The organism is Fimbriimonadales bacterium, assembly GCA_035559795.1.
Classification (GTDB): domain Bacteria; phylum Armatimonadota; class Fimbriimonadia; order Fimbriimonadales; family ATM1; genus DATMAR01.
On sequence record DATMAR010000007.1, the window covers coordinates 239,816 to 266,562 of the forward strand.

General features: G+C 48.3%; 27 protein-coding genes and 1 tRNA gene. 19 read left to right on the forward strand and 9 right to left on the reverse strand.

Translation table 11 applies throughout. The features are described from left to right. Positions 1–18: 18 nt before the first annotated feature. From secD to VNK96_05435, 3 genes are all read left to right on the forward strand, one after another. A complete protein-coding gene (gene secD / locus VNK96_05425; protein ID HWP31147.1) occupies positions 19–2,898 on the forward strand; it encodes a protein translocase subunit SecD in 2,880 nt (959 codons plus the stop codon). Positions 2,899–2,934: 36 nt separating this feature from the next. After that, a complete protein-coding gene (locus tag VNK96_05430) occupies positions 2,935–3,177 on the forward strand; it encodes a hypothetical protein (GenBank protein HWP31148.1) in 243 nt (80 codons plus the stop codon). Between the two features lie 94 nt (positions 3,178–3,271). Then, positions 3,272–3,574: a hypothetical protein gene (locus tag VNK96_05435; protein ID HWP31149.1), complete on the forward strand. Its 303-nt coding sequence runs from the start codon at positions 3,272–3,274 to the stop codon at positions 3,572–3,574. Between the two features lie 33 nt (positions 3,575–3,607). Here VNK96_05435 and hslV read toward each other — a convergent pair whose 3' ends face one another. Continuing rightward, entirely contained in the window at positions 3,608–4,141 is a 534-nt protein-coding gene (gene hslV / locus VNK96_05440) for an ATP-dependent protease subunit HslV (protein HWP31150.1), read from the reverse strand. A 42-nt stretch (positions 4,142–4,183) separates the two neighbouring features. On the opposite strand from hslV, the gene VNK96_05445 reads away from it, so the two are divergent. Next, positions 4,184–5,455, forward strand: coding sequence for an ATP-binding protein (locus VNK96_05445; GenBank protein HWP31151.1), 1,272 nt, complete (start codon positions 4,184–4,186; stop codon positions 5,453–5,455). Positions 5,456–5,500: 45 nt separating this feature from the next. On the opposite strand, the gene VNK96_05450 is transcribed toward VNK96_05445, so the two are convergent. After that, on the reverse strand, positions 5,501–6,121 hold the full coding sequence (locus VNK96_05450; protein HWP31152.1) for a 2,3-diphosphoglycerate-dependent phosphoglycerate mutase: 621 nt from the start codon (positions 6,119–6,121) through the stop codon (positions 5,501–5,503). On the opposite strand from VNK96_05450, the gene uvrB reads away from it, so the two are divergent. The 5 genes from uvrB to VNK96_05475 are packed head-to-tail and all read left to right on the forward strand — an operon-like array spanning position 6,095 to position 13,631. Continuing rightward, positions 6,095–8,269: an excinuclease ABC subunit UvrB gene (gene uvrB / locus VNK96_05455; GenBank protein ID HWP31153.1), complete on the forward strand. Its 2,175-nt coding sequence runs from the start codon at positions 6,095–6,097 to the stop codon at positions 8,267–8,269. The two genes, VNK96_05450 and uvrB, sit on opposite strands and share 27 nt — an antisense overlap. Beyond that, a complete protein-coding gene (locus tag VNK96_05460) occupies positions 8,266–9,783 on the forward strand; it encodes an amidohydrolase (GenBank protein HWP31154.1) in 1,518 nt (505 codons plus the stop codon). The genes uvrB and VNK96_05460 overlap by 4 nt, the downstream gene beginning before the upstream one ends. A gap of 53 nt (positions 9,784–9,836) precedes the next feature. After that, complete coding sequence (gene leuC / locus VNK96_05465) at positions 9,837–11,237, forward strand: 3-isopropylmalate dehydratase large subunit (GenBank protein HWP31155.1); 1,401 nt, start codon at positions 9,837–9,839, stop codon at positions 11,235–11,237. Positions 11,238–11,247: 10 nt separating this feature from the next. After that, positions 11,248–12,483 (forward strand): glycosyltransferase family 4 protein, encoded by a 1,236-nt coding sequence (locus tag VNK96_05470; protein HWP31156.1) that lies wholly within the window; start codon positions 11,248–11,250, stop codon positions 12,481–12,483. After that, complete coding sequence (locus VNK96_05475) at positions 12,480–13,631, forward strand: glycosyltransferase family 4 protein (GenBank protein ID HWP31157.1); 1,152 nt, start codon at positions 12,480–12,482, stop codon at positions 13,629–13,631. Before VNK96_05470 ends, VNK96_05475 begins: the two co-directional genes overlap by 4 nt. Positions 13,632–13,686: 55 nt before the next feature. Here VNK96_05475 and VNK96_05480 read toward each other — a convergent pair whose 3' ends face one another. The 3 genes from VNK96_05480 to VNK96_05490 are packed head-to-tail and all read right to left on the reverse strand — an operon-like array spanning position 13,687 to position 17,158. Further along, on the reverse strand, positions 13,687–14,022 hold the full coding sequence (locus tag VNK96_05480; protein HWP31158.1) for a histidine triad nucleotide-binding protein: 336 nt from the start codon (positions 14,020–14,022) through the stop codon (positions 13,687–13,689). A 15-nt stretch (positions 14,023–14,037) separates the two neighbouring features. Beyond that, entirely contained in the window at positions 14,038–15,378 is a 1,341-nt protein-coding gene (gene mtaB, locus VNK96_05485; GenBank protein ID HWP31159.1) for a tRNA (N(6)-L-threonylcarbamoyladenosine(37)-C(2))-methylthiotransferase MtaB, read from the reverse strand. 28 nt (positions 15,379–15,406) lie between these two features. After that, positions 15,407–17,158: a GAF domain-containing protein gene (locus tag VNK96_05490; protein ID HWP31160.1), complete on the reverse strand. Its 1,752-nt coding sequence runs from the start codon at positions 17,156–17,158 to the stop codon at positions 15,407–15,409. A 35-nt stretch (positions 17,159–17,193) separates the two neighbouring features. Here VNK96_05490 and VNK96_05495 point away from each other — a divergent pair, with 35 nt between their 5' ends. From VNK96_05495 to rpmA, 4 genes are read left to right on the forward strand one after another with little or no spacing between them, the layout of a single operon-like run. Then, positions 17,194–18,006, forward strand: a complete 813-nt coding sequence (locus VNK96_05495) for a phytanoyl-CoA dioxygenase family protein (GenBank protein ID HWP31161.1) — start codon at positions 17,194–17,196, stop codon at positions 18,004–18,006. A gap of 10 nt (positions 18,007–18,016) precedes the next feature. Further along, positions 18,017–18,928 (forward strand): hypothetical protein, encoded by a 912-nt coding sequence (locus VNK96_05500; protein ID HWP31162.1) that lies wholly within the window; start codon positions 18,017–18,019, stop codon positions 18,926–18,928. Positions 18,929–18,961: 33 nt separating this feature from the next. Continuing rightward, a complete protein-coding gene (gene rplU, locus VNK96_05505) occupies positions 18,962–19,276 on the forward strand; it encodes a 50S ribosomal protein L21 (protein ID HWP31163.1) in 315 nt (104 codons plus the stop codon). A gap of 1 nt (position 19,277) precedes the next feature. After that, positions 19,278–19,541 carry a 50S ribosomal protein L27 gene (rpmA, locus tag VNK96_05510; GenBank protein ID HWP31164.1) on the forward strand — a complete coding sequence of 88 codons (264 nt, stop codon included), beginning with the start codon at positions 19,278–19,280 and terminating at the stop codon, positions 19,539–19,541. Positions 19,542–19,581: 40 nt separating this feature from the next. On the opposite strand, the gene VNK96_05515 is transcribed toward rpmA, so the two are convergent. From VNK96_05515 to VNK96_05525, 3 genes are all read right to left on the reverse strand, one after another. Further along, positions 19,582–20,862 (reverse strand): homoserine dehydrogenase, encoded by a 1,281-nt coding sequence (locus tag VNK96_05515; GenBank protein ID HWP31165.1) that lies wholly within the window; start codon positions 20,860–20,862, stop codon positions 19,582–19,584. Then, positions 20,859–22,025 (reverse strand): PLP-dependent aspartate aminotransferase family protein, encoded by a 1,167-nt coding sequence (locus tag VNK96_05520; GenBank protein HWP31166.1) that lies wholly within the window; start codon positions 22,023–22,025, stop codon positions 20,859–20,861. Before VNK96_05520 ends, VNK96_05515 begins: the two co-directional genes overlap by 4 nt. A 129-nt stretch (positions 22,026–22,154) precedes the next feature. Next, positions 22,155–23,165, reverse strand: coding sequence for a hypothetical protein (locus tag VNK96_05525; GenBank protein HWP31167.1), 1,011 nt, complete (start codon positions 23,163–23,165; stop codon positions 22,155–22,157). A gap of 23 nt (positions 23,166–23,188) precedes the next feature. On the opposite strand from VNK96_05525, the gene moaC reads away from it, so the two are divergent. The 6 genes from moaC to VNK96_05555 all read left to right on the forward strand — a co-directional run bounded on the left by moaC (position 23,189) and on the right by VNK96_05555 (position 26,228). Beyond that, a complete protein-coding gene (moaC, locus tag VNK96_05530; protein ID HWP31168.1) occupies positions 23,189–23,644 on the forward strand; it encodes a cyclic pyranopterin monophosphate synthase MoaC in 456 nt (151 codons plus the stop codon). Next, positions 23,632–24,120: a MogA/MoaB family molybdenum cofactor biosynthesis protein gene (locus tag VNK96_05535; GenBank protein HWP31169.1), complete on the forward strand. Its 489-nt coding sequence runs from the start codon at positions 23,632–23,634 to the stop codon at positions 24,118–24,120. The genes moaC and VNK96_05535 overlap by 13 nt, the downstream gene beginning before the upstream one ends. Next, positions 24,113–24,913: a TatD family hydrolase gene (locus tag VNK96_05540; protein ID HWP31170.1), complete on the forward strand. Its 801-nt coding sequence runs from the start codon at positions 24,113–24,115 to the stop codon at positions 24,911–24,913. Before VNK96_05535 ends, VNK96_05540 begins: the two co-directional genes overlap by 8 nt. Before the next feature lie 15 nt (positions 24,914–24,928). Next, positions 24,929–25,004, forward strand: a tRNA-Lys gene (locus VNK96_05545). A 484-nt stretch (positions 25,005–25,488) separates the two neighbouring features. Next, on the forward strand, positions 25,489–25,782 hold the full coding sequence (locus VNK96_05550) for a hypothetical protein (protein HWP31171.1): 294 nt from the start codon (positions 25,489–25,491) through the stop codon (positions 25,780–25,782). Positions 25,783–25,808: 26 nt separating this feature from the next. Continuing rightward, the gene (locus VNK96_05555) at positions 25,809–26,228 is read left to right on the forward strand and encodes a PspC domain-containing protein (protein HWP31172.1); all 420 of its coding nucleotides are present in this window, start codon (positions 25,809–25,811) and stop codon (positions 26,226–26,228) included. A gap of 77 nt (positions 26,229–26,305) precedes the next feature. On the opposite strand, the gene VNK96_05560 is transcribed toward VNK96_05555, so the two are convergent. Continuing rightward, positions 26,306–26,747: translocation/assembly module TamB domain-containing protein (locus VNK96_05560; GenBank protein HWP31173.1), on the reverse strand; the 442-nt coding region annotated here is incomplete at its 5' end.

Here is a 26,747-nt window from a genome sequence, read left to right on the forward strand (position 1 = left end):
TAAAAATAAGGATGACCCTTGCAGCAGAAACGTAGCATTTGGTTTTTCCTCCTCGTTTTAGGCCTCGCTTTTTTGTCGGTGGCCATCGCAACACCTGTTTTTGAAGATGTCCCCGGTCTCAATCAACTCCACCAAAAACCCCGTTTGGGACTGGACATCAATGGTGGCTTTCGCTTCACCCTCCGTGCAGACAGAAGCAAACTGACTCGCGAACAACTGTCGCAATGGGACCAGGTGGCGAACAACACCCTCCGTATCCTCGAAGCGCGCGCTCAGCAAGCATTAGGGGTCGTAGAAGCGAGCGTCGTCCGCAAAGGCGCTGACCGTTTTATCGTAGAACTCCCTGGATTCACGGATGAAGACTCCGCACGAGACGTATTGAAGACTTCTGCAAGGCTCGAATATTACTGGGCTAAAAACGTCGTAACCGAGTACGCACAGTTTCGGCCTTATGAAGTCGTAGATGCTCCCGAGGGTTCGGACTCCGAAGTTTATTTCCGGAGAAAAGGTTCTGAAGAACTCATAAAACCCGGGACACCAGAGTGGGATGAGGTTTTGAAAGGATGGGAGCTCATCATCAGCGGTGAACACCTTCGATTCGCTGCCCCTCAACTGAGGGAGATGACAGGCACCTACAGCATTCGTCTCGGTTTCGATGCGGAAGGGGCACGAAAATTAGACGATTTTGCACGGAGGGTTTACAACAAAAGAGAAAACCTCGCGGCGGTAATGGACAAGAAAGTCATTTCCTTTGCCCATATCAAAGACGGAGTGGACCGATTTCCGGGGGGGGAAGCGATTCTCGAAGGGAATTTTACGGCACAAGCGGCGAATCGCTTGGTGAGCCTTCTTCAAGCGGGTGCGATTCCCGTTGATTTGATAGAAGAAGACGTCACACGAATCAGCCCCTCGATAGGTTTTCAAGCGTTAGAGCAAATCAAGTTAGCAGGAATTATTTCGTTCATCGTCATCGCCCTTTTTCTCGTCATCTATTACTTATTTGCAGGGTTCGTGGCGTTATTGGCATTAGGTTGTTATACGCTTTTCTGTTTTGCCGCTTTCGTATTCTTGGGCGTCACCTTTTCGCTTGCAGCGATTGCAGGATTCATTCTCTCTATCGGAATGGCGGTAGATGCGAACATTCTCATCTTCGAACGTCTCAAAGAAGAATTACGGGGGGGGCGAACCCTGCTCACTGCGATCGACCTCGGCTTCAAACGAGCATTCCCTGCCATCATCGATTCGAATACCTGTACGATTTTGACCTCTCTCGTCCTCATGAACATCGGCACGGGACCGGTGAAGGGGTTCGCCACCACGCTTATCATCGGTGTCTTGATCAGTCTGTTTACGGCGATTACCGTCACGCGCTCGTTGTTGTTGGCTTTCGTGCATGCAGGGATTGGAAGGAATCCCAATCTTTATGGAATGAAACGTGGATGGTTCGGCGAACGGTTGGAAGCGCGCGCCAACGAAAACCCTCTTCGCATTATCGAGCGCATGAAACTTTACTTCGTAATTTCCGGACTCATCATCGTTCCCGGAGTGATCTTCTGGGCTCTCGGAGGGATAAAGCCGAACGTAGAATTCCTTGGGGGGGTCGAGTCCGTCGTTCGCCTCAAGTCCGAATCCCCCACCACGCCTCGTGAACTGGCTCAATTGCTGGAAAAGGGGGGGGTACACGGCGCGAACGTCAAAGTAACGGCAGGAGAAAAGGCAGGCGAAATTCGAGCATATGTCACCCTGTCTCGTGAAGAAAACCCCGAATTGGCAAAATTGCTCGCCTCACCCTCCACGGAAGAAAAACTCGAAGCACGACGTCGAATCGTACAAGCAATAGGTTCTGACGCTTCATTCATCGCGCAAATCACCCTTCCCTTGCCGACAGGAACGAACTGGAGCACGGAAAGCCTGATACAAAAACTCACGCAAGGAGGATTCAAAAATCCAGAAGTTTCGCTCAAAACTTCAGATGGAAAAACTACTGCATCCATTCTCCTTCCTTTGAGCGAAAACAAAGAAATCGACCAACTTCTAAGCTCCAAGAAACCTGATGGAACGACGAAAACAAACGATGAACAATCTGCAGACAGACAAAAAATAACGGAAAAACTTGTGAAAGTTTTAGGAATCTCTGCGGAAACTTTGCAACAAGAATCCCTCAGGATTACGAAAAGCATCAAAGACGAGTTGGAATACGGCGAAGCGAGTCCCACGGTTCGCAGAGAAACGATTATGGGAGCAATTTATGGCGTTTCCATCGCCTCCGCTTTAATAGTGTTTTATCTCGCATTACGTTTCGGGGTGACTCTCGGAGGATTCGCGAAAGGATTGCGTTTCGGCGTAAGCGCCATCATAGCAATGCTTCACGACGCTTTAGTCGTATTGGGCCTTTCCGCAATTACGGGATATTTCCTCGGTTGGGAAATAAGCCAACTTACGATAACAGCAATCCTCACCGTCATCGGCTTTTCCGTTCACGACACGATTGTTATCTTCGATAGGATTCGTGAAAACCTAAGAAGACCATTCGAAGGAGAAAACTTCGAGCATTTGGTCAATCGCTCTATTACGCAAACCTTTGCACGTTCTATCAATACGAGTTTTACAGTAATCTTGACATTGATTATTCTCGTTGCGATAGGCAGCGCTACACCAGATTTAAGACATTTCAACCTTGCGATGCTCGTGGGAATTCTTTCGGGAACGTATTCTTCTATCTTTAATGCGTCACCGATACTCGTTTTATGGGAGCGAATCGTAATGAAGAAAAAGGGATTTTCCGCAACGATTATGGGCGATGAGCGCTTGCGCGATAGAGAGGTAGAAAAACGACCACGGAAAGAAGAAGAGCGCACCGAAAAAACCAAATTCAGTCCGACCCGCAGAAAACGTTAAATATATAAAAACGTTAAATATATATCGGAGTAAAGCATGGCAAGACTGGAAGATACCGAAGTTACAAAAACTGTCTGGAGAGAATTTGCCAGGCGACCTGTGGACATTTCTTTAATGTCTATCGTCGTTATTCATGGTGTGGTGTATCTCCGAGGTCAAGTCAAAGCAATGCGTGGACACACTCTCGATTTGCGTTCCGAGATGGAAATCATCGCGAAAGCCTTAAAACAGCGCCCGGGAATCCGAGACGTAATCATGGACTTGACCTATCGAACATAATTCCCGACCCTTCTCATACTCGGGTTTTTGAAGTAAAGAATCAGCGCGGCTTTTCGTAAGACCTCCTCGTCCTTTCTTCCAGGAAGGGACAAAAATGGCACGGATTGCCGGAGACTTGTGGAAGTACAACCTCGCGAAAGTCACTGTCGTAGATGTAAGTGCGGATTACGCATTTCTCGACAATAACCTCCATCTGCTCCTCGAGCCTTTACCTTCGGATTTTTATCCAATTCTCAAAGAAATCTGGGTTCCGACTGTACACCTACCGAGGCGATTCTTGGAGGACGACTTCATCGAAGGCTATCACTACGAATGGCACGAAACTCCTGAATCCTTCGATGGCCTTCAACATTGGGTCGTAGGGGTTACACAAATCCAAACAATACGAATGTTGTAAAACATAAGATAGAAATGAGTGTTTTTGTAATAACTACAAAGTTTCGATAACAATTTGGTTATTCGTGTAAACACAAATTTCGCTGGCAAGAAGCAAACTTTCACGTGCAATTTCTTCCGCGCTAAGGTGAGTGTGTTTCAACAAAGCCCGCGCAGCGGAAACAGCATAAGGTCCTCCTGAACCGATTCCAGCAACTCCATCATCGGGCTCGATTACGTTGCCGTCGCCCGATAAAAGCAAAAGAGTTTCCGTGTCTGCAACAATCATCATTGCCGCGAAATTCCTCAGCACTTTATCGCTTCGCCAATCTTTTGCAAATTCGACGGCGGCGCGACGCAAGTTATGGCCGAACTGCTCTAACTTTTTCTCGAACCTATCTTGAAGGGCTTGCGCATCTGCCACGCTTCCAGCAAAACCCCCTAAAACTTTTCCGTCCGCCAATTTTCGCACCTTCCGTGCTTTGTGCTTCACCACGGTATTCGAATCCGCCAAAGTAACTTGTCCATCGGCGGCGATGGCGACCTTGCCATCCCTCAAAACCCCCAAAACTGTAGTTCCGATAAGCATCACTCGAATTCTACCGTTGGTTCGAGGTGTTAGAATGAATTGTTGATTCGAAGGAAGGAGACTCCGCGATACCAATGGCTCGCCGTCTTAGGCGTGGCTCTGTTTTTCTTTGCTCTCGTGTGGGAAGGACTGCGTGATATCACAAAAATCGTTTGGCTCGTGATTGGTGCTCTGTCAGGGATTCTCATCATGCTTTCTGTGGTCAAGAGTCTTTCTTTTCGTCTCGGTGAGTGGTCGAGAGAGCTTCGCGCCACACGTTCTGAACTTCGAAGAACGAAAGAAGAAAAAGAAGCAATACAACGGCAATTCGAGGATGTCATCGAGGGTCTCGAAACGCCGTTATTCATTTGTGACTCCCACGGCACGATTCTTAACGCAAACCGCGCGGCCAAAGAAGCTTTCGCATTCAAAGAACCTAAAGGCCACACGTTACTCGATGTAACCCTTTCCCACGACATCCTTCATGCAACGACAAATGCCGGAACGAGAGAGAAACCTTATAAAATAGAAATCAACATCCCTGCACCATCCGATCACGTCTATCATGTTCTTTCGTGGGTTTCCGAGAGTGAACCGAAACGAATTTTTATCGCCATGACGGATCTCACTCCTATGCGTAGATTGGAAAAAATTCGCAGCGATTTCGTTGCGAATGCGAGTCACGAGTTGCGCACACCGATGGCTTCGATTCGTTCTATGGCTGAGACCATTCTCGATAATCCAGACTTACCGCAAGAAACGAAAGAACGATATTTACAGAACATCATTTCCGAAGTGGATAGGCTCACGAATTTGGCAGACGATTTGCTCGTTCTTTCATACGCAGAATCGCGCCCCATAAAGAAATCCGAAGTCAATTTCTCAGAACTCGTTCGAGAAGTCGTTTCGAAAACGGAAAGGCAAATTCAAGAAAAAGGATTGAAACTCTTTTTCGAAGCGCCAGAGTCGTTGATGGTAGAAGGAGAGGCGGAACAACTCGTACAAGTTGTTTCGAACCTTTTGAGCAATGCGGTTCGATACACGTTGGAAGGAAGCATAACAGTTCGCGTGTATCCATCCGATAACGAGGTTGTGCTCGAAGTGAAAGACACGGGAATCGGAATCAGCAGTGAGCATCTTCCTCGTATATTCGAACGTTTTTATCGTGTCGACCGCGCACGTTCTCGTGAAACGGGGGGGACAGGGCTCGGATTAAGCATTGTTCGCCATATCGTAGAAAGTCATGGAGGGAAGGTGGAAGTGGAAAGCGAATTGAATGTCGGTAGCACTTTCCGAGTGAGACTCCCAATGAAAAAACCCGTAGGAGCGGCGTAAACCGCGAATAATAATATGGTGCGACATAAGCCGCGAACCTAACTACTATTTCGACATACGTAATTCTTCTTTAGAAAGAACCTTGCCATTCCCGTCGAGGTGGTACACGTATGGAATACCCGTATCGAGATTCAATTTCAATATCTCTTCTTTGCTAAGATTTTCTAAAAACATCACAATCGAGCGATTACTGTTGCCGTGTGCGACTACGAGCACGTTCTTTCCGAGTTGGATATCTCCCAAAATGCATCGTTCGAAAAATGGCAAGGTGCGCGCGGCGGTATCTTTCAAAGCTTCCCCCCCGGGTGGCGGGATATCATAACTCCTTCTCCACAATTGCACAATTTGTTCGCCATAGAGTTCACGCATTTTTTGTTTATTGAGCCCCTGCAAATTCCCATACATCCTTTCATTCAATGCGGCGTCTCGAATAATCGGAATATCCACACCCATCTCTTCGAGCATGATTGCGAGTGTGTCTTGCGCGCGAATCAAAGCGCTCGTGTAAGCGATATCGAAACGGTAACCGGCGTTTTTCAGTAACCTTCCTGCGATACGCGCTTCCTCCTCACCTCTTTCGCTTAACGGAACGTCTACCCAACCCGTAAAGCGGTCTTCTGCGTTCCAAATAGATTCTCCATGACGAACCAACACGAGAAGCGGCAAGGTGAAACCTCCGAGAAGAAAAAAACGTTATTCGTAATCGTACCTTATAGAGTACATTATTTAAAAATGCTCCTAAAACGCGAAGCCGATTTCCGCCTTGCCTCCGAGTTTCGACCGCAAGGCGACCAGCCCGAAGCCATCGGGAAATTAGTCGATGGCATCACGTCGGGCTATCGCTTCCAGACGCTCTTAGGAGCGACAGGTACGGGAAAAACCTATACCATGGCGAGCGTAATCGCCGCTGTAAAGCGACCCGCACTCGTAATCGCGCACAACAAAACTCTCGCCGCACAACTTTGTCAAGAATTCCGCGCTTTTTTCCCGGAAAACGCTGTTCAATATTTCATTAGTTATTACGATTACTATCAACCCGAAGCATACGTTCCGACAACAGACACTTATATCGAAAAAGATGCGAGCATTAATGACGAAATAGACCGATTGCGTCACGCAGCGACGCAGGCTGTTTTGGAACGCAGAGATGTCGTAGTCGTTGCGAGTGTTTCGTGCATTTATGGATTGGGCAATCCCGAGGAATATCGTGAGCGCGTGCTCGTTTTCGAAAGAGGACAAACGGTGGGGAGAAACGATGCATTGCGCGCTTTGGTGCAAATGCAGTTCACGAGAAACGACTTGGTGTTGAATCGCGGGACTTTTCGAGTGCGAGGAGACGTGCTCGAAATTCAACCGAAAGACGAAGAAATCACCACGCGTATCGAATGGTTCGGAGACGAAATCGAGAGAATTCGACTGATAGACCCATTGACGCAAGAAGTGTTAGACGAACCGGAGCGGGTTACGATATTTCCGGCAACTCACTATGTAACGCCATGGAGTCGGTTGGACGAAATTATCGAACAAATTAAAGAGGAACTCGAAGCGAGATGCGCGCATTTTCGCTCTCAAGGGAAACTTCTCGAGGAACAAAGGCTTCGACAAAGAACGACCTTCGACATCGAAATGATGCGTGAATTCGGCTATTGCAACGGAATCGAAAATTATTCACGCTATTTCGATGGACGCGAGCCGGGTACCCCCCCTTATACTCTCCTCGATTTCTTGCCTTCCGATACTATTATTTTCATAGACGAAAGCCATCAAACCATTCCGCAACTTCACGGAATGTATAACGGAGATATTAGCCGAAAACAAGTTCTCGTAGATTATGGTTTTCGTCTTCCCAGCGCGTTGGATAACCGTCCTTTGAAATGGAACGAGTTTTTACAAAGAATCGGGCAAGTGGTCTTCGTAAGCGCAACTCCGGGACCCTTCGAACGCGAAGTCAGTGAGCAGATCGTCGAGCAAATCATTCGCCCCACCTTTATTGTCGACCCAGAAGTTGAGGTTCGACCGACCAAAGGACAAATAGACGATTTGATTAACGAAATCCGTTTGCGAGTAGAACGAGGCGAAAGAACTCTCGTAACGACGCTCACGAAGAAAATGGCGGAGGATTTGTGCTCGTATCTCCAGGATATCAATATACGAGTGCAGTATTTACACAGTGAAATTCACTCGCTCGAAAGACCGGAGATATTGCGTGATTTACGATTAGGTGTTTATGACGTCGTCGTCGGAGTAAACCTGCTTCGCGAAGGTTTGGATTTGCCGGAAGTTTCGCTCGTCGCCATTTTAGATGCGGATAAGGAAGGATTCCTGCGCTCAGAAACTTCGTTGATACAAACCATTGGACGCGCGGCGAGAAATGTGCATGGAAAGGTGATTATGTATGCAGACACGATAACGGGTTCGATGCGAAGAGCGCTCGATGAAACCGCACGCAGAAGAAAAATTCAAGAGGAATTCAATCGCCGAATGAACATAGCACCGAAAACCGTAACGAAAGCGGTGAGGGAAACGGTAAGGAGTTACGACTTTTCGGCAAAAGAAAGTTCGGTTCCTTATGACGGCAAAAAACCGAGAATTGGAAAAGACGGCTCGATACCTTTAGAAGACGTTCCTTTGGAAATCGCGCGACTCGAACATGAGATGCGAGCACTTGCCAAGGAAATGCGATTCGAAGAAGCGGCAAAGGTGCGAGACGAAATATTCGAATTGCGCAGAGTGGCAGGCTTAGCCGATGCGGCAAGGTCTTTGATACAAAAGCCGAAACGAGCTAAAGATTTTAAAACGAAAAAAATTCGATGAGGATTCTTTTTAAAAACGGGAGGTGGGGATTCGATGGGTCTTCTTTATCTTTTCTCGTGGAAAACGGACATGTAGTGTATCGAGGCGATGGAATACCTATTACAGAACGAGAAGCGGATAAGTGCATAGATTTAGAGGGGGGGTTCGTTCTTCCTGGTTTCGTGGATTGTCATTGCCATATTTTGGCGGCGGGATTGGATTTATCGAGACTAAATCTTTCAGGCACGACGAAGAAAGAAGAAGTTTTCGAGAAACTCTTAGAATGGTCGAAGAAAATACGCGATGACGAATGGATTTTAGCGGTGCATTACGATGCGAATCGTTTCGAGGACGGAAAAGATATTACGGCAGAGGAATTAGAAAAAGTTTTACCGGGTCGAGCCATCGTTCTTCGCCATAGCAGCGGCCATGCGTGCGTCGTGAGCAAGAAAGCATTAGCGCTCGCAGGAATCAAGGACGTGACAGAAAACCCTCCGGGGGGGACTATCGTGCGAAATGAGAAGGGAGAAGCGACTGGCTTACTCTTGGAAAATGCGATGGGTTTAGTCTATGGAGTCGTTCCGAAGCCCTCCGTTGCAGAAATGAAAAACGCTATTCGAAAAGCAGTAACGAGCATGCTGAGTTATGGAATTACATGCGCTTCGGATATGACGACAGGCAGCGTGAATATTAGCGATGAACTCCTGGCATATCAAAATGTTTTGGAAGAATTGCCAGCGCGCGCGCGACTTTATTTGGATTGGGATGTGATTTTCGATGACTTTCAAAGAGAATTCTTCAACCAGGATCAATTGCGAATCAACGATAAATTGCGAATTAATGGCGTGAAACTTTTTGCCGATGGTGCTATCGGAGCAAGAACGGCAGCTATGTCAGAACCTTATACGAACGGAGAAACAGGCTATCTCATTTATGAACAAGAAGAACTGAACGAAAAAGTGCGACGAGCAGACGAAGATGGCTTACAAATCGCAATTCATGCCATCGGAGATAGCGCTGTCGACGCCGTATTGAACGCATACGAAAAAACGAAAAATCCTTCCACGCATCGAATCGAACACGCAATGGTTCTTTCGCAAAAACAAATCGAGAAGATAAAAAAAATGAGAACAAAACTCGCAATGCAGCCGGAATTTTTGCTGCGTTTCAGAAACACCTATTTCAAAGCCTTAGGCGAAGAACGAGCTTCGAAAATCAAACCCATTCGCTCGCTATTGGAATCTGGCATTTCTGTTGGTTTTTCCAGCGACCGTCCCATTGTCAGCGGAGACCCTTGGTCGGGAATCGAAGCGGCGACCTCACGAGATGGCTTCGCCCCTGAAGAGAAAATCTCCCTCGAAACAGCGCTCCGAGCCTATACCTCGGGAGGAGCAGAGGTCAATGGCGAAATGGAATATGGAGGTTTAGAACCGGGGCAATACGCCGATTTCCAAGTTTATGAACGCTCTCCCCTGGAACAACCCGGACAGCCAAAAAGCGTTTATATATCGGGTGAGCGAATCTACGAAAGATAGGCTCTTTCCCATAAGAGACACTCATTAAATTAGCGAGTAAACTAATAACAAGAATGCCGAAAACGTTATTCGAAAAAATCTGGAATGCGCATATCGTTACCGTTTTACCGACCCGAGAGCATTTACTTTACATAGACAGGCATTTGATTCACGAAGTAACTTCTCCTCAAGCGTTTGACGGATTGCGAGAAAGAGGAATTCGCGTGCGCCGCCCGGATTTGACCTTTGCAACAGTCGACCACAACGTTCCTACCGATGGAAGAATTATTCCTGAAGAAACCCTGAGTGGAAAACAACTCATCGCATTAGCGAAGAACTGCGAAGAATTCGGAATACCTTTATTCGGATATCTCACCGAAAAACAAGGAATCGTCCATATCATCGGGCCTCAATTCGGTCTTACACTGCCAGGTCTCACGATTGTTTGCGGTGATAGTCACACGAGTACACACGGTGCTTTCGGCGCGTTGGCATTCGGAATCGGCACTACAGAAGTCGAACACGTTTTAGCGACGCAGACGCTTCGAGTGCCTGCGAAACCGAAAACGCTTGCGATCGAAGTAAATGGAAAATTGAATCTCGGAGTAACCGCCAAAGATGTCATCTTGGCTATCATTCAAAAACTCGGGGCAGGGGGGGGAACGGGTTATGTCGCCGAATATCGCGGAGAAACCATTCGCAATTTGCCGATGAGTGGAAGAATGACGATTTGCAACATGAGCATCGAAATGGGAGCAAAAGCCGGAATGATTGCCCCCGATGAAAAGACCTTCGAATACATCGCTTCGGAAGAACGCACCTATGCGCCGAAAGGTGAAGAACTGGAAAGATGGATGGAAAAATGGAAAATGCTGCCGACCGACGAGGGCGCGCAATTCGACAAAATCGTCGAACTGGATGCAAATAATTTAGTTCCTAAAGTCTCTTGGGGGACAAACCCTGCAATGACAATAGACATCGATGGCGTGATTCCCGAACCTAGCACCCCCAGCGAAGAACGCGCTTTGATGTATATGGGATTGAAACCGGGAATACCGATACAAGAATTGGAAGTGCAAAACGTTTTCATTGGAAGTTGCACGAACAGTCGAATCGAGGATCTTCGCGAAGCGGCGCAAATCGTCAAGGGAAGGAAAGTCGCTTCTGGTGTTCGCGCAATGGTGGTTCCAGGCAGCGAAGCCGTTCGCAAACAAGCGGAAAGAGAGGGCATTGCCCAAATATTTCGAGATGCCGGTTTCGAATGGCATCATTCGGGATGCAGTATGTGTTTAGGCATGAACGGCGATATCGTTCGCCCACAGCATCGCTGTGCCAGCACGAGCAATCGTCCTTACGAAGGTCGTCAAGGACCCGGTTCACGCACGCATTTGATGTCGCCGATTACCGCGGCAGCAACCGCCATCACAGGAAAAATCACAGACCCGAGAAAATTTTTAGAAGAGGCAGCAGCATAAGCCTTCTTTCATGAAAATTCTACACGTCAATAAGTTCCTCTATCGAAGAGGCGGCGCAGAGGCGTATATGGACGATGTCGCATCTCTGCAAAAGCAGGGGGGGCATGAAGTGGAATTTTTCGGAATGCAGCATCCGCAAAACGAACCTCGCACGTATGAAAAGCTTTTTCCGTCCTACATCGAATTCAATCCGCTTCCTCATTCACCGCTTGCAAAAATAAAAGCGTTTGGAAGGATGTTCTGGTCACGCTCTGCGGCGAAAGGAATGGAAAAAGTGATTGAAGATTTCAAACCGGATATCGTCCATTTGCATAATATCTATCACCAACTTTCCCCGTCGATACTGAAACCGATTGCGGCAAAGAAAATTCCGGCAGTGATGACGCTTCACGATTACAAATTAGCATGCCCCACCTATCAGTTTTTCACGCACGGTAAGGTTTGCGAAGCATGCATGGGACGCAAATTTTATTGGGCGACACTGAAACGGTGCAAGGATGGTTCTTTTTTCAGCAGCGCAGCAGCAATGTTGGAATTGAGTTTTCACACTTTCTTCGGCGCCTATCAACCGATAAAATTATTTCTCTGCCCGAGTCACTTTTTGGCATCGAAGATGAAGGAAGCACGAGTTTTTCCGGATAGGCTGCGTGTTTTGAACAATTTCGTAGATGCAAGAGAAATCCGCCCCAAAGAAATACCGGGGGGGAACGTAATCTATGCTGGGCGTTTGTCTTATGAAAAGGGGATCGATACGCTCATCGAAGCGTTTGCCACGATAAACGAAAATATACAATTGGAAATCGCAGGAGATGGCCCAGAAAGAGAACGGCTCGAGCGACTCGCTCAGGCGAAAGCGCCTGGCAGAATAATTTTTCATGGAAGATTAGGAAAATCAGAACTTCTGGATTTCGTTCGCAACGCCCTCGTGGCAGTTTTGCCCGCACGATGGCAGGAAAATCAGCCGATTTCCGTGTTGGAAGCCTTCGCATGCGGCGTTCCTGTAATCAGCAGTAATTTGGGGGGGCTGCCGGAATTAGTGGAATCGGGCGTTACGGGGGAAACCGTCCCTGCGAACAATCCCGAGGCTTTGGCGGAAGCAATCCGAAAAATTATCCATAATCCGAATACGGCTTTCGAAATGGGAAAAAGAGCGAGAGAAAGAGTTCTGCAAGAATTTTCTCCAGAAGTCCATCTGAAAAAATTACACGCCTTTTACGACGAAGCAATGAGGTGCGCACATTCATGATGCGCCGCCCATTGAAAATAGGAATCATCGGCTCGAGAGGAGTTCCTGCAACTTTCGGGGGGGTCGAACGACATGTCGAAGAAGTCGGCGCAAGGCTCGCGGAACGAGGTCACACCGTAGTCGTATTTTGTCGCTCGAATTACGTGGAAAAGGGGTTGAAGGAATACAGGGGAATGAAACTGTGCCGCTTGCCCACCGTCGGAACAAAACGCTTGGATGCTCTCGTTCACAGCGGAATCTCGACGTTCGCGGCAATCTTTCAACGTGGATACGACATTCTGCATTATCATGCTATAGGTCCTTCGATATGGACTCCGTTCCCGAAAGTTCTAAGCCGCGCCGGTATAGTGCAAACGATTCACGGTCTCGACCATTTGCGAGCGAAGTGGAACCGATTCGAAAAGACTGCATTGAAATTTTCGGCTTGGGTCAGTGCGAAAGTCGTGGATGAAATCGTTACCGTCGCGCAATACCTCGCTGACCATTACGAAAAAACATATCAACGAAAAGCGGTTTACATCCCCAATGGAATCAACCCTCGACCTCGTTTACAGCCGAAAGAAATTGCGGAACGCTATGGGCTAAAAGGAAAAGATTACATTTTGTTCGTAGGAAGATTAGTTCCGGAAAAAGCTCCGGATTTGCTCGTTCGCGCTTTTCGTCATTTAGACGGAGATTTGCGCTTGGTCATTGCGGGGGGGTCGAGTTTTACCGATGACTACGTAAAAAATCTTCACGAACTTGCATCGAAAGACTCGCGAGTAATCATGGCAGGTTATGTCTATGGAGATTTGTTGGACGAACTCTATACGAACGCGGCGTTTTTCGTTTTGCCTTCGAGTCTAGAGGGTCTTCCGATTACTTTATTAGAAGCAGCATCCTACGGCGTGCCGATTATTGCGAGCGACATCGAGCCGCATGAAGAAGTATTGAAAACTTCTGCACCGGGAAGACGTCTCGTGAAAACAGGAAGTGAAGAGTCTTTGCTTACGACGATGCAAGCGGCGATTTGCAATTTAGCAGAGGAACAACGGGGCGCAGAATTGTTGCGGAAAGAAATTCTCGATCATTATTCGTGGGACAAAACGGTAGACGCCTTGGAAAATTGTTATTATGAACTTCTTGCAAAAAAGAAAAGGATGCGATAGTTATACAATCGCTTCGTTTTTGCAGACGCCTGTCAAAACATAAAAAGCGACAACTTTAACCGGGAGGCCAGGACATCGGACGACCGCCTAAAACATGAACATGCAAATGAAATATCGTCTGACCTGCATCTCTGCCAGTGTTTATCACTAAACGATATCCATTGCGTTCCAATCCCTCGATGCGAGCGACCTCTGCGCATGCAAGCATAAGCGACTGCAAATCGTTGTCTTCATTCACTGCATGCATCCCCTCTACATGCTTTTTCGGCACGACAATGACATGAACTGGCGCTTGAGGATTGATATCCCGAAAAGCATAAACTGATTCGTTCTCGAAAACTTTCGACGAAGGAACATCCCCTTCGATAATTTTGCAAAACAGACAGTCCATATCAAAAAAATCCTCCTATCGAAACTCATCGTTCATAGTAGCGAGTGGGAAAAGATTGCGGCGAGGCGCACTCGCTTCGACCAGTTCTCCCAACGCTCCCGAACCGTTCCGTGAAGTAAGACGAACGCGTGCAAACGTTCCCGTCAACGACGTCGAACCTGCGAACTCGACCTCGATATAGTTTCGAGTCAGCCCATGCAAAAGTCCTTCGGGTTTCGCCTTGCCTTCGACAAGAACATCGACTTCTCGTCCTAAATATCGCTCTACGAATTCAGACGCGGTTTGATGAGAGAGTTCCATCACTCTTTTACTGCGTTCCATCTTTACTTCCGGAGAAATCGGATCATTATAAACATCTGCAGGTGTTCCAGGACGCGGACTAAAACGAAATACATGCACCCGCATATATCGGACTGTCTCACATACCTTGAGGGTTCCCTCGAAGTCCTCTTCGCTTTCTGTCGGAAACCCAACCATGATATCTGTCGAAATCGCCAAATCCTGAATCTCGGAATATAACTTCTTGCAAAGTTCTAAATAGTATTCTTGTGTATAAGGACGATTCATTTCACGAAGCAATTTCGTGCTCCCTGATTGTAAAGGAATATGCAAATGAGGAACGACTTTCGTTCCCGGTGTTTTCATGATGTTGATTAAACGTTCGCTAACTTGCGTGGTCTCGATGCTCGAAATTCGAATTTGCGCAACCTCATCTAAATCCTGCAACATTTCGAGGAGGTCTTCGAAATTCGGTCCACCGCTCCCTGTTTCCGGACCATATGAACCGATGAGTACACCGGTTAACACGATTTCTTTGAAACCTCTTCGCCCGTAATCACGTGCCTCTTCCAATATCTCTCGATAGGGACGACTCGCCATCACCGGACGCGTGTAAGGAATACTGCAATAACTACAATACACACTGCATCCATCTTGAATTTTTATAGTTGCACGTACTCGCCCCCCGAACGGTCGTGCTTTGGTTTGTGTATTCGTAGACGCAGGTTTATATTCAGGAAACTGTTCGAAAAAGATTTTCGCAGTGTCTAATTTTTGGGGATTAGGCACGAGAATATGAGCCGCATCGAAAAATTGTTTTTTGTTGAGCGCCATTTGCGCAGCGCAACCCGTTACAATCACTTTTGCATTCGGGTTTTGTCTTGCGGCTCTCCTCACGGTTTGTCTGCTCTTGCTCTCTGCCTGCCCGGTCACGCTGCATGTATTGATAACATACACATCCGCCACTTCCGTGAACGGCACGACGGTATACCCAACCCTTTCGAAAGAGTCTAAAATTCGCTGGGTCTCGTATTGATTAACTTTACAGCCCAAAGTTGTAAAAGCCACTGTAGGCATGTGCGAAAAACCATCTTACCGCAAGAGGCTATAAGATTTTAGCGTCACCTGGGATATTTTGTTGATTGCTATGGATCGGTAATAAAATGACGAATCGCGCTCCTTTTCCTACTTCGCCGCATTCATAAATTCTTCCCCTGTGCGCATCTATGATTCCTTTAACGATAGAAAGCCCTAATCCCATTCCCCGCACGCGTGTCGTCTGATAGGGGTCGAAGATTCGCGCCTTCAGTTCGTTAGGAATTCCAGGCCCTTCGTCCTCTACGACGATTTTCGAATAATTTCCCACAGGTCTTGCAAAGCCTGCTTCTAAAAAATCTTTTTCTGAAGCGATACCTGTCGTTATGGTGATGCGACCTTTTTCCATAAAATGCGTCGCGTTTTCTACGAGTTCCGAAATTGCTCTCTCGATTTTTTGCGCATCGAATTCGAATTCAGGAATACTTTCGTCCAAATTCAAAACCAGTTCGATAGGAGAATCGGGCGGCAAGATTCCTCTGGTTGCAGTGCGAATCACTTCGTTGATATTTCCTAAAGTAGGATTCAATTTCGTCGCTGTAACGAAATCACGGAAATCCTGCAGCATTTCTTCAAGTTTTTTGACACTGTTTTGCAAATCGCTCAATGTCTTTAAACCTTTTTCGCGAGGTATCGGATCTTGACTTAAGATAAAACGAAGTTCGTTCAAATCACCCATCATCGCAAAAATACGGTTTCCTATCATGTGTGCGCTTCGAGCGCTCAATTCTCCCCATGCCGCCATCCTCTCTGCGTTCACCAATTTTTCGACACTGCGTATTTTTTCTAACCCTGCCCCCAACTGCTCTGCGATTGCTTGCAAAAGATTCGTATCATCTTCCGTAAAGCGCACATCGATAAAAGGATTTTCTGGTTTTCTTCTAATTGCGCGAATGCATCCAAGACAACGGTTTCCTGTAAGTATCGGTACAGCGAGAAACGAAGCAATCTCCTCGACGGGAAATTCTAAATAACGACCGCGCCACCGAGGGTCTTTTGTCGGGTCATCCAAAAGTATAGGCTGACCGAATTGGCAGACCCATCCCGTGCATCCCTCTCCCGGTAAATAGTGCGCATCTTTGCTAAGCGTAGAAGAACCGACTGTATCGCGCAACACGAACGCTTGCCGTTGTTCATCCCATAAAAAGATAGAGTACGCCGTAACGCGCATCACTTTTTGCGTGATAATAGTTACTTTCTGTAAAAGTTCTTCCTCCGTTTGTGCCCTATCCAAAGCGACACTGACTTGCAAAAGCGCTTGCTCGCGAATCCGCGCATCCTCTCTATCCATGAGTAAGCCCGCAAACATTGCCAAAAGTTCTAAATGCGCTTTCTCTGTTGCACCGAATTTGTCTAATTCGTCCGACTCGACATTGAGCACGCCTCGCACTCGGCGATGCCGGTCGAAGATGGGGGCAGCCAATTCACTTCGACTACTTTCGATCACTTTGCGATAGCGCTTTTCCGCACGAACATCCGGGGCGATAAAGGTTTTTCCGGTTGCCGCCACGTAAGCGGTGATTCCTTGATGCTCTTCTACACCGATATCGATTCGCTCCCCCAGCATCTCTGGATTCCAATCTGCGCCTGAACCTGCCCGTAACGCCATAAAGCCGAGGTTTTCACTGAATTCTGCAATCATCGCGTTTTTCGCCCCTGTCATTATCTGAGCAATTTCGCAAAGACGATAAAGGACAGGTCCTGCATCCTTCGAGAAGAGAACCAAACCGGTCAATTCTTTCAGTTCCTCGATATACGGCACCTCTAAGATTATACAAACTATGATAGAATCTGCATATGCCTGCGGGAACTGCGGATTCGAAAACTTTTAAGGAGGAATACGAAAAAAACGGCTATTTGCTCGTTCATGCACTTTTAACTCCCGAAGAAGTAGAAAAAATACACGCGCGTTTCGAGCAGATATGGAACGAAGGTGTTCCGGGAAAGTTCGAACGCAAGAAAGAACGAGTAGTTACCGACTTGAAGGAAAACTATCCTCGCATCGTGCATCCCCACCGCTTCGACGAGCTTAGCAAACGATATCTTCTCGACCCTCGAATTACCGACATTGTCGCTTTGCTTTTGGAAGACGAACCTCTCGCAGCGCAAACGATGTATTACTGGAAACCTCCCGGAACAAAAGGACAAGCACTTCACCAAGATAACTTATATCTCCGTGCAGACGAAAGAGAAGTACAAGAGGGTTGCATGGCGGCTTGGATTGCAATTGACCCATGCGATGAAGAAAACGGCTGCTTGCAGGTCGTCCCCGGTTCGCATAAATTGGATTTAAAATGTCCTGAAAGCGCGAATCCTGAAGAATCTTATTTCGGGGATTTCGTGAAGCCGCCAGAAGGATTTAGAGTAGAGCCGATGATTATGAATCCCGGAGATTGTTTGTTTTTCGGAGGGCACACCATTCATGGTAGCGGACCGAATCGTTCGAAGGAACGTTTCCGAAGGTCGTTCATTTGTCATTACATCGGATCGCGTTCTAAAGAATCGGCGATTTTTTATAATCCGTTACTAAGGATGAACGGTGAAGAAATTTGGAACGAGGCTTCGACGATGGGCAGCCCATGCGGAACTGCCTTCGAAGGTCCGCATTAGATAAACACCTTTGAGAAAAGCGGTCATTGACGTCGGCTCGAATTCCGTTCTGCTGTTAATCGCCGAAAAAAGAAATGGGGATTGGGTGCCCATTTTCGAAACGAGCGAAGTCACCGGTTTGGGAGAAGGTGTAAAAATCACGGGGGGGCTTTCGGAAAACGGAATGGCGCGAACTCTCGAAGCGATTAAACGAGCGTTTCAAAATGCGAAAAACCACCAGGCTACTCCTTATGCTTTCGGAACGATGGCTCTCAGAATTGCGAACAATGCACAAATTTTCTTAAAACGAGCCGAGGAACAAGGTACTCCCGTCCAAATTCTCTCCGGTGAAGAAGAAGCAGAACTGAGCGCCGCTTCTGTTTTCGAAGACCCTCTTTTCCGTGAAAATCCCGTGATTACGATGATAGACGTGGGGGGGCATAGCACGGAAATCGTCACGAAGTCTCGTCGCGGGGATTCGGAGTGGAAAACGTTATTCCAAAAAAGTTATGCCATTGGTACATTGGGTTTACGAGACAGTGTTTTAGCGGAAGAATCCCCCGATGCCAGCGCCCTCCTTCGCGCCATCGAGATTGTAGACAACACTTTCGGAATTCGTTACCTCCCGAATCGCTGCGGAACAGTTGTCGCTGTCGGGGCATCGGCAACGAACCTCGTAACCATTCGAGACAAAATCCTCGAATGGGACCAGCACAAAGTGCATGGCGCATTTCTTTCCTATGAGGAAATCAGCAGATTTTGTTCGTGGCTTTCCAAGATGACCAATTCGGAGCGAGCGCAAGTGCCTGGTTTGGAGCGGGGAAGAGAGAGAACGATCCACATCGGAGCCTTGATTTTAGAGAGGGCACTTTTCGCGGTAGGAGCGGAAGGTTGCTATGTGAGCGTCCGAGGGTGGCGCTATGCGTTGCTCTCTCGTCTGTAGTTTTCCCTTGGGGTATACTGACCATTCCTCGATATGTACGCGGTCATCAAGGCGTCCGGAAGACAGTTCAAAGTTGCCGAAAATCAAGTGGTAACGTTGAACAGGCTCGAAGGGGAAATCGGTTCGAAGGTCGAGTTCCCCGTGCTCGCTGTCATTGACTCAAAGGAGCCTGTGTTCGGCTCGCCGATGATTCCGAAAGCGAAAGTAGAAGCCGAAATCGTGCGCCACTACCGTGGCAAAAAGATACGCGGCTTCAATTACAAACCAAAGAAAAACGAAAGACGCCGCTGGGGTTTCCGCCCAGAACTTACGGATGTCAAAATATTAAAAATCACAGCAGGAAAATAACATGGCTCATAAAAAAGGTGTAGGTTCATCGCGCAACGGTAGAGACAGCACATCGAAGCGTCTCGGCGTGAAAAAGTTCGCCGGCGAACAAGTCCGCGCGGGCAACATTTTGGTTCGTCAAAGAGGGACTAAATTTTATCCAGGGAAAAACGTCGGCATCGGCAATGACTACACTCTTTTCGCTCTGACGGATGGGATCGTAAAATTCGAAGGTCCCGATGACCGCCGGAGAATCTCCGTTTATTCGCTTGTATCTGAAAGTTAGTTACGGACGTATACGTTTTTTAAACTTTATTGACCCTGACTTATTCGAGAATCCTCACGGCCACAGCGGGTGCCGCAAGCACGTTCGTACGCGATATTTCTTTCAAAGCATCGCGCACCGCAGATTCTGATGCAGAGTGAGTGACAATCATCACGTTTCCACGATTGGTTTGATTGCAGGTCAATCGCGCAACAGCATCCGTAATCGAAACTTCGTAATTCCCTAATACAGTCGCAATCTTTCCAATCAAGCCAGGTCTATCATAAATGGGGAATCGAAAATAAAAACGCGACGAGGATTCCGCAGGCGAATGTCGAACGCTTTTCGAAGGATTCCATAACATCGTTGCATGGGGATTGCGTGCGATTTCGACGATGTCCGAAAGAACTGCGCTCGCAGTAGGCAACGAGCCAGCGCCTTTTCCATAAAAGATCATCTCGCCGATTGCATCGCCTCTCACCAAAACGGCATTGAATTCGTGACGAACACTCGCAAGCGGATGGGTGTGATGAATCAACGCCGGATGCACACGCAAATCCAATTTGTTTTCGGAGCGAGTTCCTAAAGCCACAGGCTTTATGACGAATCCGAACTGTTTTGCTGCGCTAATATCTTCTTCTTCGATATTTTCGATTCCCTCCACGATGATTTCCGAAAGACTCGCTTTCGTCTGAAACGTCAATTCCGAAAGGATGAGCAATTTATGTGCCGCGTCGAGTCCTTTGATATCGAAAGAGGGATCTGCTTCGGCTAAACCTTTCTTTTGTGCATTTCGCAATGCCTCTTTGAAACCGATGCCATCTTCTTGCATCGTAGTGAGAATGTAATTCGACGTGCCATTGAGAATCCCCATCAATTGCGTAACCTGATTCGCGATCAGCCCGCTCGAAAGCGCACGTATGATGGGAATCCCTCCACAAACGCTCGCCTCCAGCCCGATCTGACAACGATTCCTCGTCGCCGCTTCGAATATCTCATCCCCGTGCGATGCTAAAACTGCTTTATTTGCCGTAACGACACTTTTTCCCGATTCCAGCGCTTTGAGAATAAACGTTCGCGCCGGCTCTACCCCCCCAATTAATTCCACGACGATATCCACTTCAGGAGAACACACGACTTCTTCCGGTTTATACGTTATCAACTCTGGAGGGAGTGGTCGCTTTTTCTTCCTATTCTTTACCAATGCGCACACAATTTCGAAACGCAAATCGGACTTTCGCTCGATGACTTCCGCATTTTTTCGAATCAACTCGACGAGCCCCGAACCCACGTTCCCGAGGCCAAGGATACCGAGCCGAACAGTCTTCGCTTTGCTACTCACGACGAGATTCCCTCGAACGCTTGTTCTAAATCTTCGATTAAATCCTCTACATCTTCGATACCGACAGAAATGCGAATGAGACCTTCGGAAATGCCAGCCTTCTTGCGTGCTTCAGGCTCTACGGAGGCATGCGTCATCGTGGGGGGGTGGCAAATCAAAGACTGCACGCACCCGAGCGATTCCGCCAACGTGAATAACTTGAGCCTTTCGAGGAAGGGACGATACGCAGTTCCCGAATCGTCTCGAAGTTCGAAAGAAACCATCGCTCCGAAATCGCACATTTGTTTTTTTGCAATCTCATGCCCGGGATGATATGGCAAGCCGGGATAAAATACTTTTGCTACTTTCGGATGCTTCGAGAGGTATTCAGCGATTTTTTTCGCATTCGAACAATGTCTTTCCATTCGCAATGGCAAGGTTTTGATTCCGCGCAAGACTAAATAACAATCTTGCGGACCGGGAATCAAACCGCATGCGTTCTGAACGAATTTCAGTTCTTGCCAAATCTCTTCGGAATTCGTCACCAATGCACCGTTGATGGCGTCCGCATGACCGTTGAGATATTTCGTGGTCGAATGTAACACGATATCTGCACCTAACTCTAAAGGTTTTTGCAAATACGGTGTCGCAAAAGTGTTGTCCACCAACACACGAATGCCTTTCCTCTTCGCAATCTCAGAGGCGGCGCGCAAATCTGTGATATTCAATAGCGGATTCGAAGGAGATTCCAACCAAAGAAGAACCGTGTTCGGTCGAATTGCCGCTTCGATTTCTTCTAATCGAGTCGTGTTTACGAAAGTAAATTCTAAGCCCAACTTTGCATACACTTTAGTGAATGCTCGATAGGAACCGCCGTAAAGGTCCGAACATGCAATCACATGAGAACCAGTTTTCAAAGTGTTCAATACACAGGTAACAGCGGCAAGACCGCTTGCAAAGGCGAGCGCGTATTTCGCGTCTTCGACAGTTGCCAGCGCAGTTTCTAACGCTGTTCGAGTGGGATTTTCTGTTCGCGCATAAGACAAATCGCGTCCCATATGTTTGCGAGGAACTCCTGGCGTCTCTTGTTGGAACGTGGAGGTTTGAAAAATCGGAAACGTGACTGCTCCTGTTTCCGGATCTAAAGGTAATCCTTCGTGAACGGCTTTGGTATTAAATCGCATCGCATGCCTCTTTTTTAGGAAAGCAAATTATTTAGGAAAGCAAATTATGATAGAAAACGTACTTTGAAGTCAACAAACAGCCTGTTTTCGGATTCTACGAAAACGCTGAAAATAGAAGAACAGTCACCATCAACCTGTGCGCTGTCTCTCATCCGCCTCGGTTCGCTTGATGATCGTGCCGAAAGGAATCGTCTTATCCGGTTTGGGCTTCTTTCCGCCTACTAAAGCCTCGATTGCCCTTTCCAGATAGGGCACAACTCTATCGTCTGCGCGCGTCGTGGAATCTATACTTCCCGCGTAAAAAACCCTCCCTTTCGAATCGAGCAAAAATGCTTCCGGTGTTCGCGTCGCTCGATAAACGTCCGCGATACACCCCCCCACATCTACTGCACATGGAAACTCGAACTTCGCATTCTTCGCATAAAAAAATACAGTCTCTGGTGTTTCATCGTAATTCGGAAAACATCCGATAACCCCAACCCCCTTGCTTTTGCAAATCTCACCGATGCGTCGAATTCGCTCGATGTAAAGTTCGTCAACACTTCCTGTAGTCGAAAGAAAAAGAACCAGCAAACCTTTCTCTTCGTCGGGCTTTCTCCACGAATATTCTATGCCGAATTCCGCTAAATTCAAATCTTCCCAAAGAGAACGAAAAAATAGGGGGCGAGGGTCGAAAGCCTCCGCGCCGATGGGAAGTGAAGACCCACTAATCCATTCCGCAAAAACCTGCGCAAATTCACTGCTCATTCCATCCCATATCTTGACCACATAACCTCGCGGATTCACGAGAATCGCTTTTCGACGAATCTCCCCCCCCTCGCGAACTCCGAGCGCGACGAACGCCTCCTCTTCTGAGAAAAATAATCCTTTGCGAATGCGTGCGTCTTCTGCGATTTTCGAAAGTTCTTCAGGTGTCGCCGACGTGAGGCAAACGAGTGCGTATTTCTTATCGTCAGGCTCGATGACTGCCAACCCTCGAATCGTTTCCAAATCTTTCGATTCGCGAGGGTTTAGTCCTGTTACGACCAGCGTGTAATACCCTCGCCAAAGCGAAAGCGACTTTGCACTTCCATCGGTTGCAACGAAACGCACGTCCGGAGCGAGAGCGAACAAAATGACTCCCGCAGTGATAGCAAGCATAATAGAAAGGTACCCTCAATGATATGGATACTTCGCACCTCGATGAAACGGGAAAGGCTCGCATGGTGGATGTCTCGGAAAAACAACCCACATTGCGCCAGGCTCGCGCGGAAGGTTTCGTGCATCTATCCGAAAAACATCTCCAAGCGATGGAAAAGCATCCGAAGGGTGATGTTCTTACTTTGGCGCAAATTGCCGGAATTCAAGCGGCGAAACGAACAGCTGAATGGATTCCGCTATGTCATACGATTTCGTTAGATCATATCGAGATTCGGTTCGAACGGGAAAATAACGGAATAAGAATCGAATCGGAAGCGAGAGCGAATGCAAAGACCGGTGTAGAAATGGAGGCGCTCATCGCAGTCTCTGCTGCAGCATTGACAATTTACGACATGCTCAAAAATGTCGGGCATGGAATAGAAATCGAAAAAATTCGCTTACTGGAAAAAAAGGGGGGGAAATCGGATTGGAAGGCTTAGAGCGAATTCGTTTCGGCGTGCTGACAATCAGTGACAGCAGAACGATAGAAACCGATATCAGTGGCAAAAACATCGAGGAGATTTTGCGAAAAAACGATGCAAAGCATATCGAACGAAGACTCGTCCGAGACGAAATAGAAGAGATAGGGAATGCATTAATAAGCCTTTGCGAACGCTGTGACGTGATCTTCACGACGGGGGGGACGGGTTTTGCACCTCGCGACGTTACCCCCGAAGCCACGCTTCCATTACTGAACAAAAGAGCGACAGGACTCGAAAACTATTTGTTGATTCGCGGTTTGGAAAAAACACGCATGGCACCATTATCTCGCGGCGTCTGCGGAATTCGAAATGAAACTTTGATTGTGAATCTTCCTGGTTCTCCGAACGGAGCGCAAGATGGCGTTGAGGCTCTGCTTACGCTGATTCCTCACATCGTCTCGCAAATTCGAGGAGAAATAACCTCTCATGAGTGATTTATCTGCGATGTGTTGGATAGATACGCATTGTCATTTGAATTTTCGCGAAGATTTTCCCGATCCAGCAGACACATTGGCAAAAGCGGAAGAGAATGGGGTGATTGCCTTTGTTGTCGTGGGATGCGATACGGAAACTTCGCAAATCGCCGTAGAACTTGCAGATTCTTTCGAGAAAGTTTACGCCTGCGTCGGCTGGCATCCGAATTATTCCGCTCATTATAAAAAAAGCGAACTGACCAAAATCGAAGAACTTTCTCGACATCCGAAAACGGTTGCAATAGGCGAAATCGGTTTAGATTATTATCGAACTTATGCGACGCACGAACAACAAAGAGTATGCTTGCTCGACCATCTGCATTTAGCCATCGAAAAAGATTTACCCGTAGTTTTTCACTGTCGTGAAGCATATGACGATTTATTGACGGTAATCGAAAAATCGGAAACGCAACCAATCACTAAAGTTTTGCATTGCTATTCCGGCAATTTAGAACAAGCAAAACGCGCACTTGCTTTAGATTGTTACTTCGGTGTGGACGGACCGATTACCTACAAAAATGCCGAGGCGCTTCGTCGAATCGTCTCGCAAATTCCCCTCGAACGAATTCTTTTAGAAACCGATTCGCCTTATCTCGCTCCTCATCCCTATCGTGGAAAGAAGAACGAGCCCGCGATGCTCCCGCTAATCGGGACCGCTCTGGCTGAAACTCTGCAACTCGAAACAATGAACATCGCTGAAGCCACCACAGCCAATGCAAACAGGGTATTCAAAAGGTTTAAAAAAATAGCGTAAAATAAACACCTTCGTGGGGCGTTAGCTCAGTTGGTAGAGCAGCTGACTCTTAATCAGTAGGTCGCAGGTTCGATCCCTGCACGTCCCACCAGTTTTCGAATACGCCGCCATAGCCACGTCATTCGGTGCGCCTATACCTCATTCGGCGTCCTATTCGCCGGCTCGCTTACCGAAAACCGCCGATGGTGACAACCAGCCCGGCCGGCGTATCAGAAATGCGCGAGCAGCAGCAGGATGATCGACGTAGTGAGCGCAAACCAGAAGGCAGGATTCATGATTTTCACCGTGTCACGATGTTAATAAGCGAGGAACATAAACCACAGAGGTTTGTCTAGCCTAAGTTGTCGGGTGGGCTCGTTAACGCCATCAAGAGGATGAAACACAGAATGGCTACGACGAGGGCGGCCACACCAAAAAGCGCGGTGCGGGCGAAGACGGCAAGATGTTCAAAATCGCCACCCAGCATGGCGCCTATTGTCCTCGCGCCAACATGACACCCGTTCGTAAGGGACCGGCTATCCCGCTGATCCGATCGTGCAATCCCGTCTCCGTTTGGAGACACTCTTCAAAGGGCCGTGCAGATGCCAGATCGACCCATCACCATCAATCTGTTCCGCGACTATTGCGAGGACGGCCCTTGGCTTTCGGTGTGGCACGGCGTTGACCGGCTCGACGTGCGGGAAGACGGCTCTCTGTCGGAAGAGGCCACAAGCCGCATGAGGCTGGCCGTGGAGATCGAGAGAGAACTGCGCCAGGGGTTTGTTGCCCGAGCCCGGCTCAATTATGGCGAGGCAGTTAAGACCATCCGCAGCGCTACGCTCGACTACGGCGTGCCGATCGAGATATTGGACCGCTGCATCGAGCGCTGAGCCGGCGCGCCCACCGGTGGCGGGAAATGAAGCGGCTATATCGTTCGCCTGAAGAGAAGAAAATCGCGGGGGTATGCAGCGGGTTGGGTGAATACTTCGATGTGGACCCGGTTTTCTTCCGGGTAGGGTTTGTCGTGCTTGTGTTTGCGGGTGGAACCGGCGTGATTGCCTATCTCGCGATGGCGTTCCTGGTGCCGATCAAAGGCCGCGACCTGTCCCCTGTCAGGGCACCGAGACTGCATCTTTCAAGATCGGATCGCAAGATCGCCGGCGTGTGCGGCGGGCTCGGAGAGCATCTCGACATCGATCCCGTCTTTCTCAGGGTTCTATTCGTTGTCCTCGCATTCATGGCCGGCCTCGGAATCATCCTGTACCTCGTTCTGTGGCTGGCATTGCCCTCGGAAGAGCCGCAAGAATTCCGTCCCGGCCAGCGTGATGGCGGCTAGCCCCGCGGAAGTTGGGCTGGCGTCTTGTAAGACATTTGATCTCTACGCGGGTAGGCGCTTTGGCCGGAGCGCGTTCATCAGTCGAAGGAGTAGCGGTAGAAAATGCCCACACCGCTCGTGTCGCCGGTCTGGGCGCGCAACAGCACGCGCTTGGTGAGATCGAACTCGAGCTTGAGGATGCTCGCCGCGGCCCCCAGGCTCTGATCGAACCCGACGTAGATACGATCGGCGATGCGTTTACCCACTGTCATGAATTGCTGCTCGGTTCCGAAGCCACGAACGCCCAGCGTGTCCAGCCCGAAGCGTTGCGCGAGGGTCGGACCTCCATCTCCACCGAGCAAAGAGTGGGCGGCGAGCGGCAACATCGCAAGATCACCGCGCGAAGCGTCCCCCGTGCCGTGCCCGAGCACGAGCCACGAGATCGCTTCGCTCTCCGGCACGGGCGGCTCCGAGACGATGCGCGCGAAAGGCGAGCGCAGCGTGCCGGTCACGGCCACGCCGGCTTCCACGGCCTGCCTC

What these genes read in the sequence shown, in the direction of transcription:
- rplU (HWP31163.1), top strand. Translation starts at nt 18,962, where the DNA reads ATGTACGCGGTCATCAAGGCGTCCGGAAGACAGTTCAAAGTTGCCGAA.
- VNK96_05470 (HWP31156.1), top strand. Translation starts at nt 11,248, where the DNA reads ATGAAAATTCTACACGTCAATAAGTTCCTCTATCGAAGAGGCGGCGCA.
- VNK96_05525 (HWP31167.1), bottom strand. Translation starts at nt 23,165, where the DNA reads ATGCTTGCTATCACTGCGGGAGTCATTTTGTTCGCTCTCGCTCCGGAC.
- VNK96_05480 (HWP31158.1), bottom strand. Translation starts at nt 14,022, where the DNA reads ATGGACTGTCTGTTTTGCAAAATTATCGAAGGGGATGTTCCTTCGTCG.
- moaC (HWP31168.1), top strand. Translation starts at nt 23,189, where the DNA reads ATGGATACTTCGCACCTCGATGAAACGGGAAAGGCTCGCATGGTGGAT.
- mtaB (HWP31159.1), bottom strand. Translation starts at nt 15,378, where the DNA reads ATGCCTACAGTGGCTTTTACAACTTTGGGCTGTAAAGTTAATCAATAC.
- VNK96_05520 (HWP31166.1), bottom strand. Translation starts at nt 22,025, where the DNA reads ATGCGATTTAATACCAAAGCCGTTCACGAAGGATTACCTTTAGATCCG.
- rpmA (HWP31164.1), top strand. Translation starts at nt 19,278, where the DNA reads ATGGCTCATAAAAAAGGTGTAGGTTCATCGCGCAACGGTAGAGACAGC.
- VNK96_05460 (HWP31154.1), top strand. Translation starts at nt 8,266, where the DNA reads ATGAGGATTCTTTTTAAAAACGGGAGGTGGGGATTCGATGGGTCTTCT.
- VNK96_05475 (HWP31157.1), top strand. Translation starts at nt 12,480, where the DNA reads ATGATGCGCCGCCCATTGAAAATAGGAATCATCGGCTCGAGAGGAGTT.
- VNK96_05540 (HWP31170.1), top strand. Translation starts at nt 24,113, where the DNA reads ATGAGTGATTTATCTGCGATGTGTTGGATAGATACGCATTGTCATTTG.
- leuC (HWP31155.1), top strand. Translation starts at nt 9,837, where the DNA reads ATGCCGAAAACGTTATTCGAAAAAATCTGGAATGCGCATATCGTTACC.
- VNK96_05435 (HWP31149.1), top strand. Translation starts at nt 3,272, where the DNA reads ATGGCACGGATTGCCGGAGACTTGTGGAAGTACAACCTCGCGAAAGTC.
- VNK96_05555 (HWP31172.1), top strand. Translation starts at nt 25,809, where the DNA reads ATGAAGCGGCTATATCGTTCGCCTGAAGAGAAGAAAATCGCGGGGGTA.
- hslV (HWP31150.1), bottom strand. Translation starts at nt 4,141, where the DNA reads ATGCTTATCGGAACTACAGTTTTGGGGGTTTTGAGGGATGGCAAGGTC.
- VNK96_05495 (HWP31161.1), top strand. Translation starts at nt 17,194, where the DNA reads ATGCCTGCGGGAACTGCGGATTCGAAAACTTTTAAGGAGGAATACGAA.
- VNK96_05430 (HWP31148.1), top strand. Translation starts at nt 2,935, where the DNA reads ATGGCAAGACTGGAAGATACCGAAGTTACAAAAACTGTCTGGAGAGAA.
- uvrB (HWP31153.1), top strand. Translation starts at nt 6,095, where the DNA reads ATGACGAACCAACACGAGAAGCGGCAAGGTGAAACCTCCGAGAAGAAA.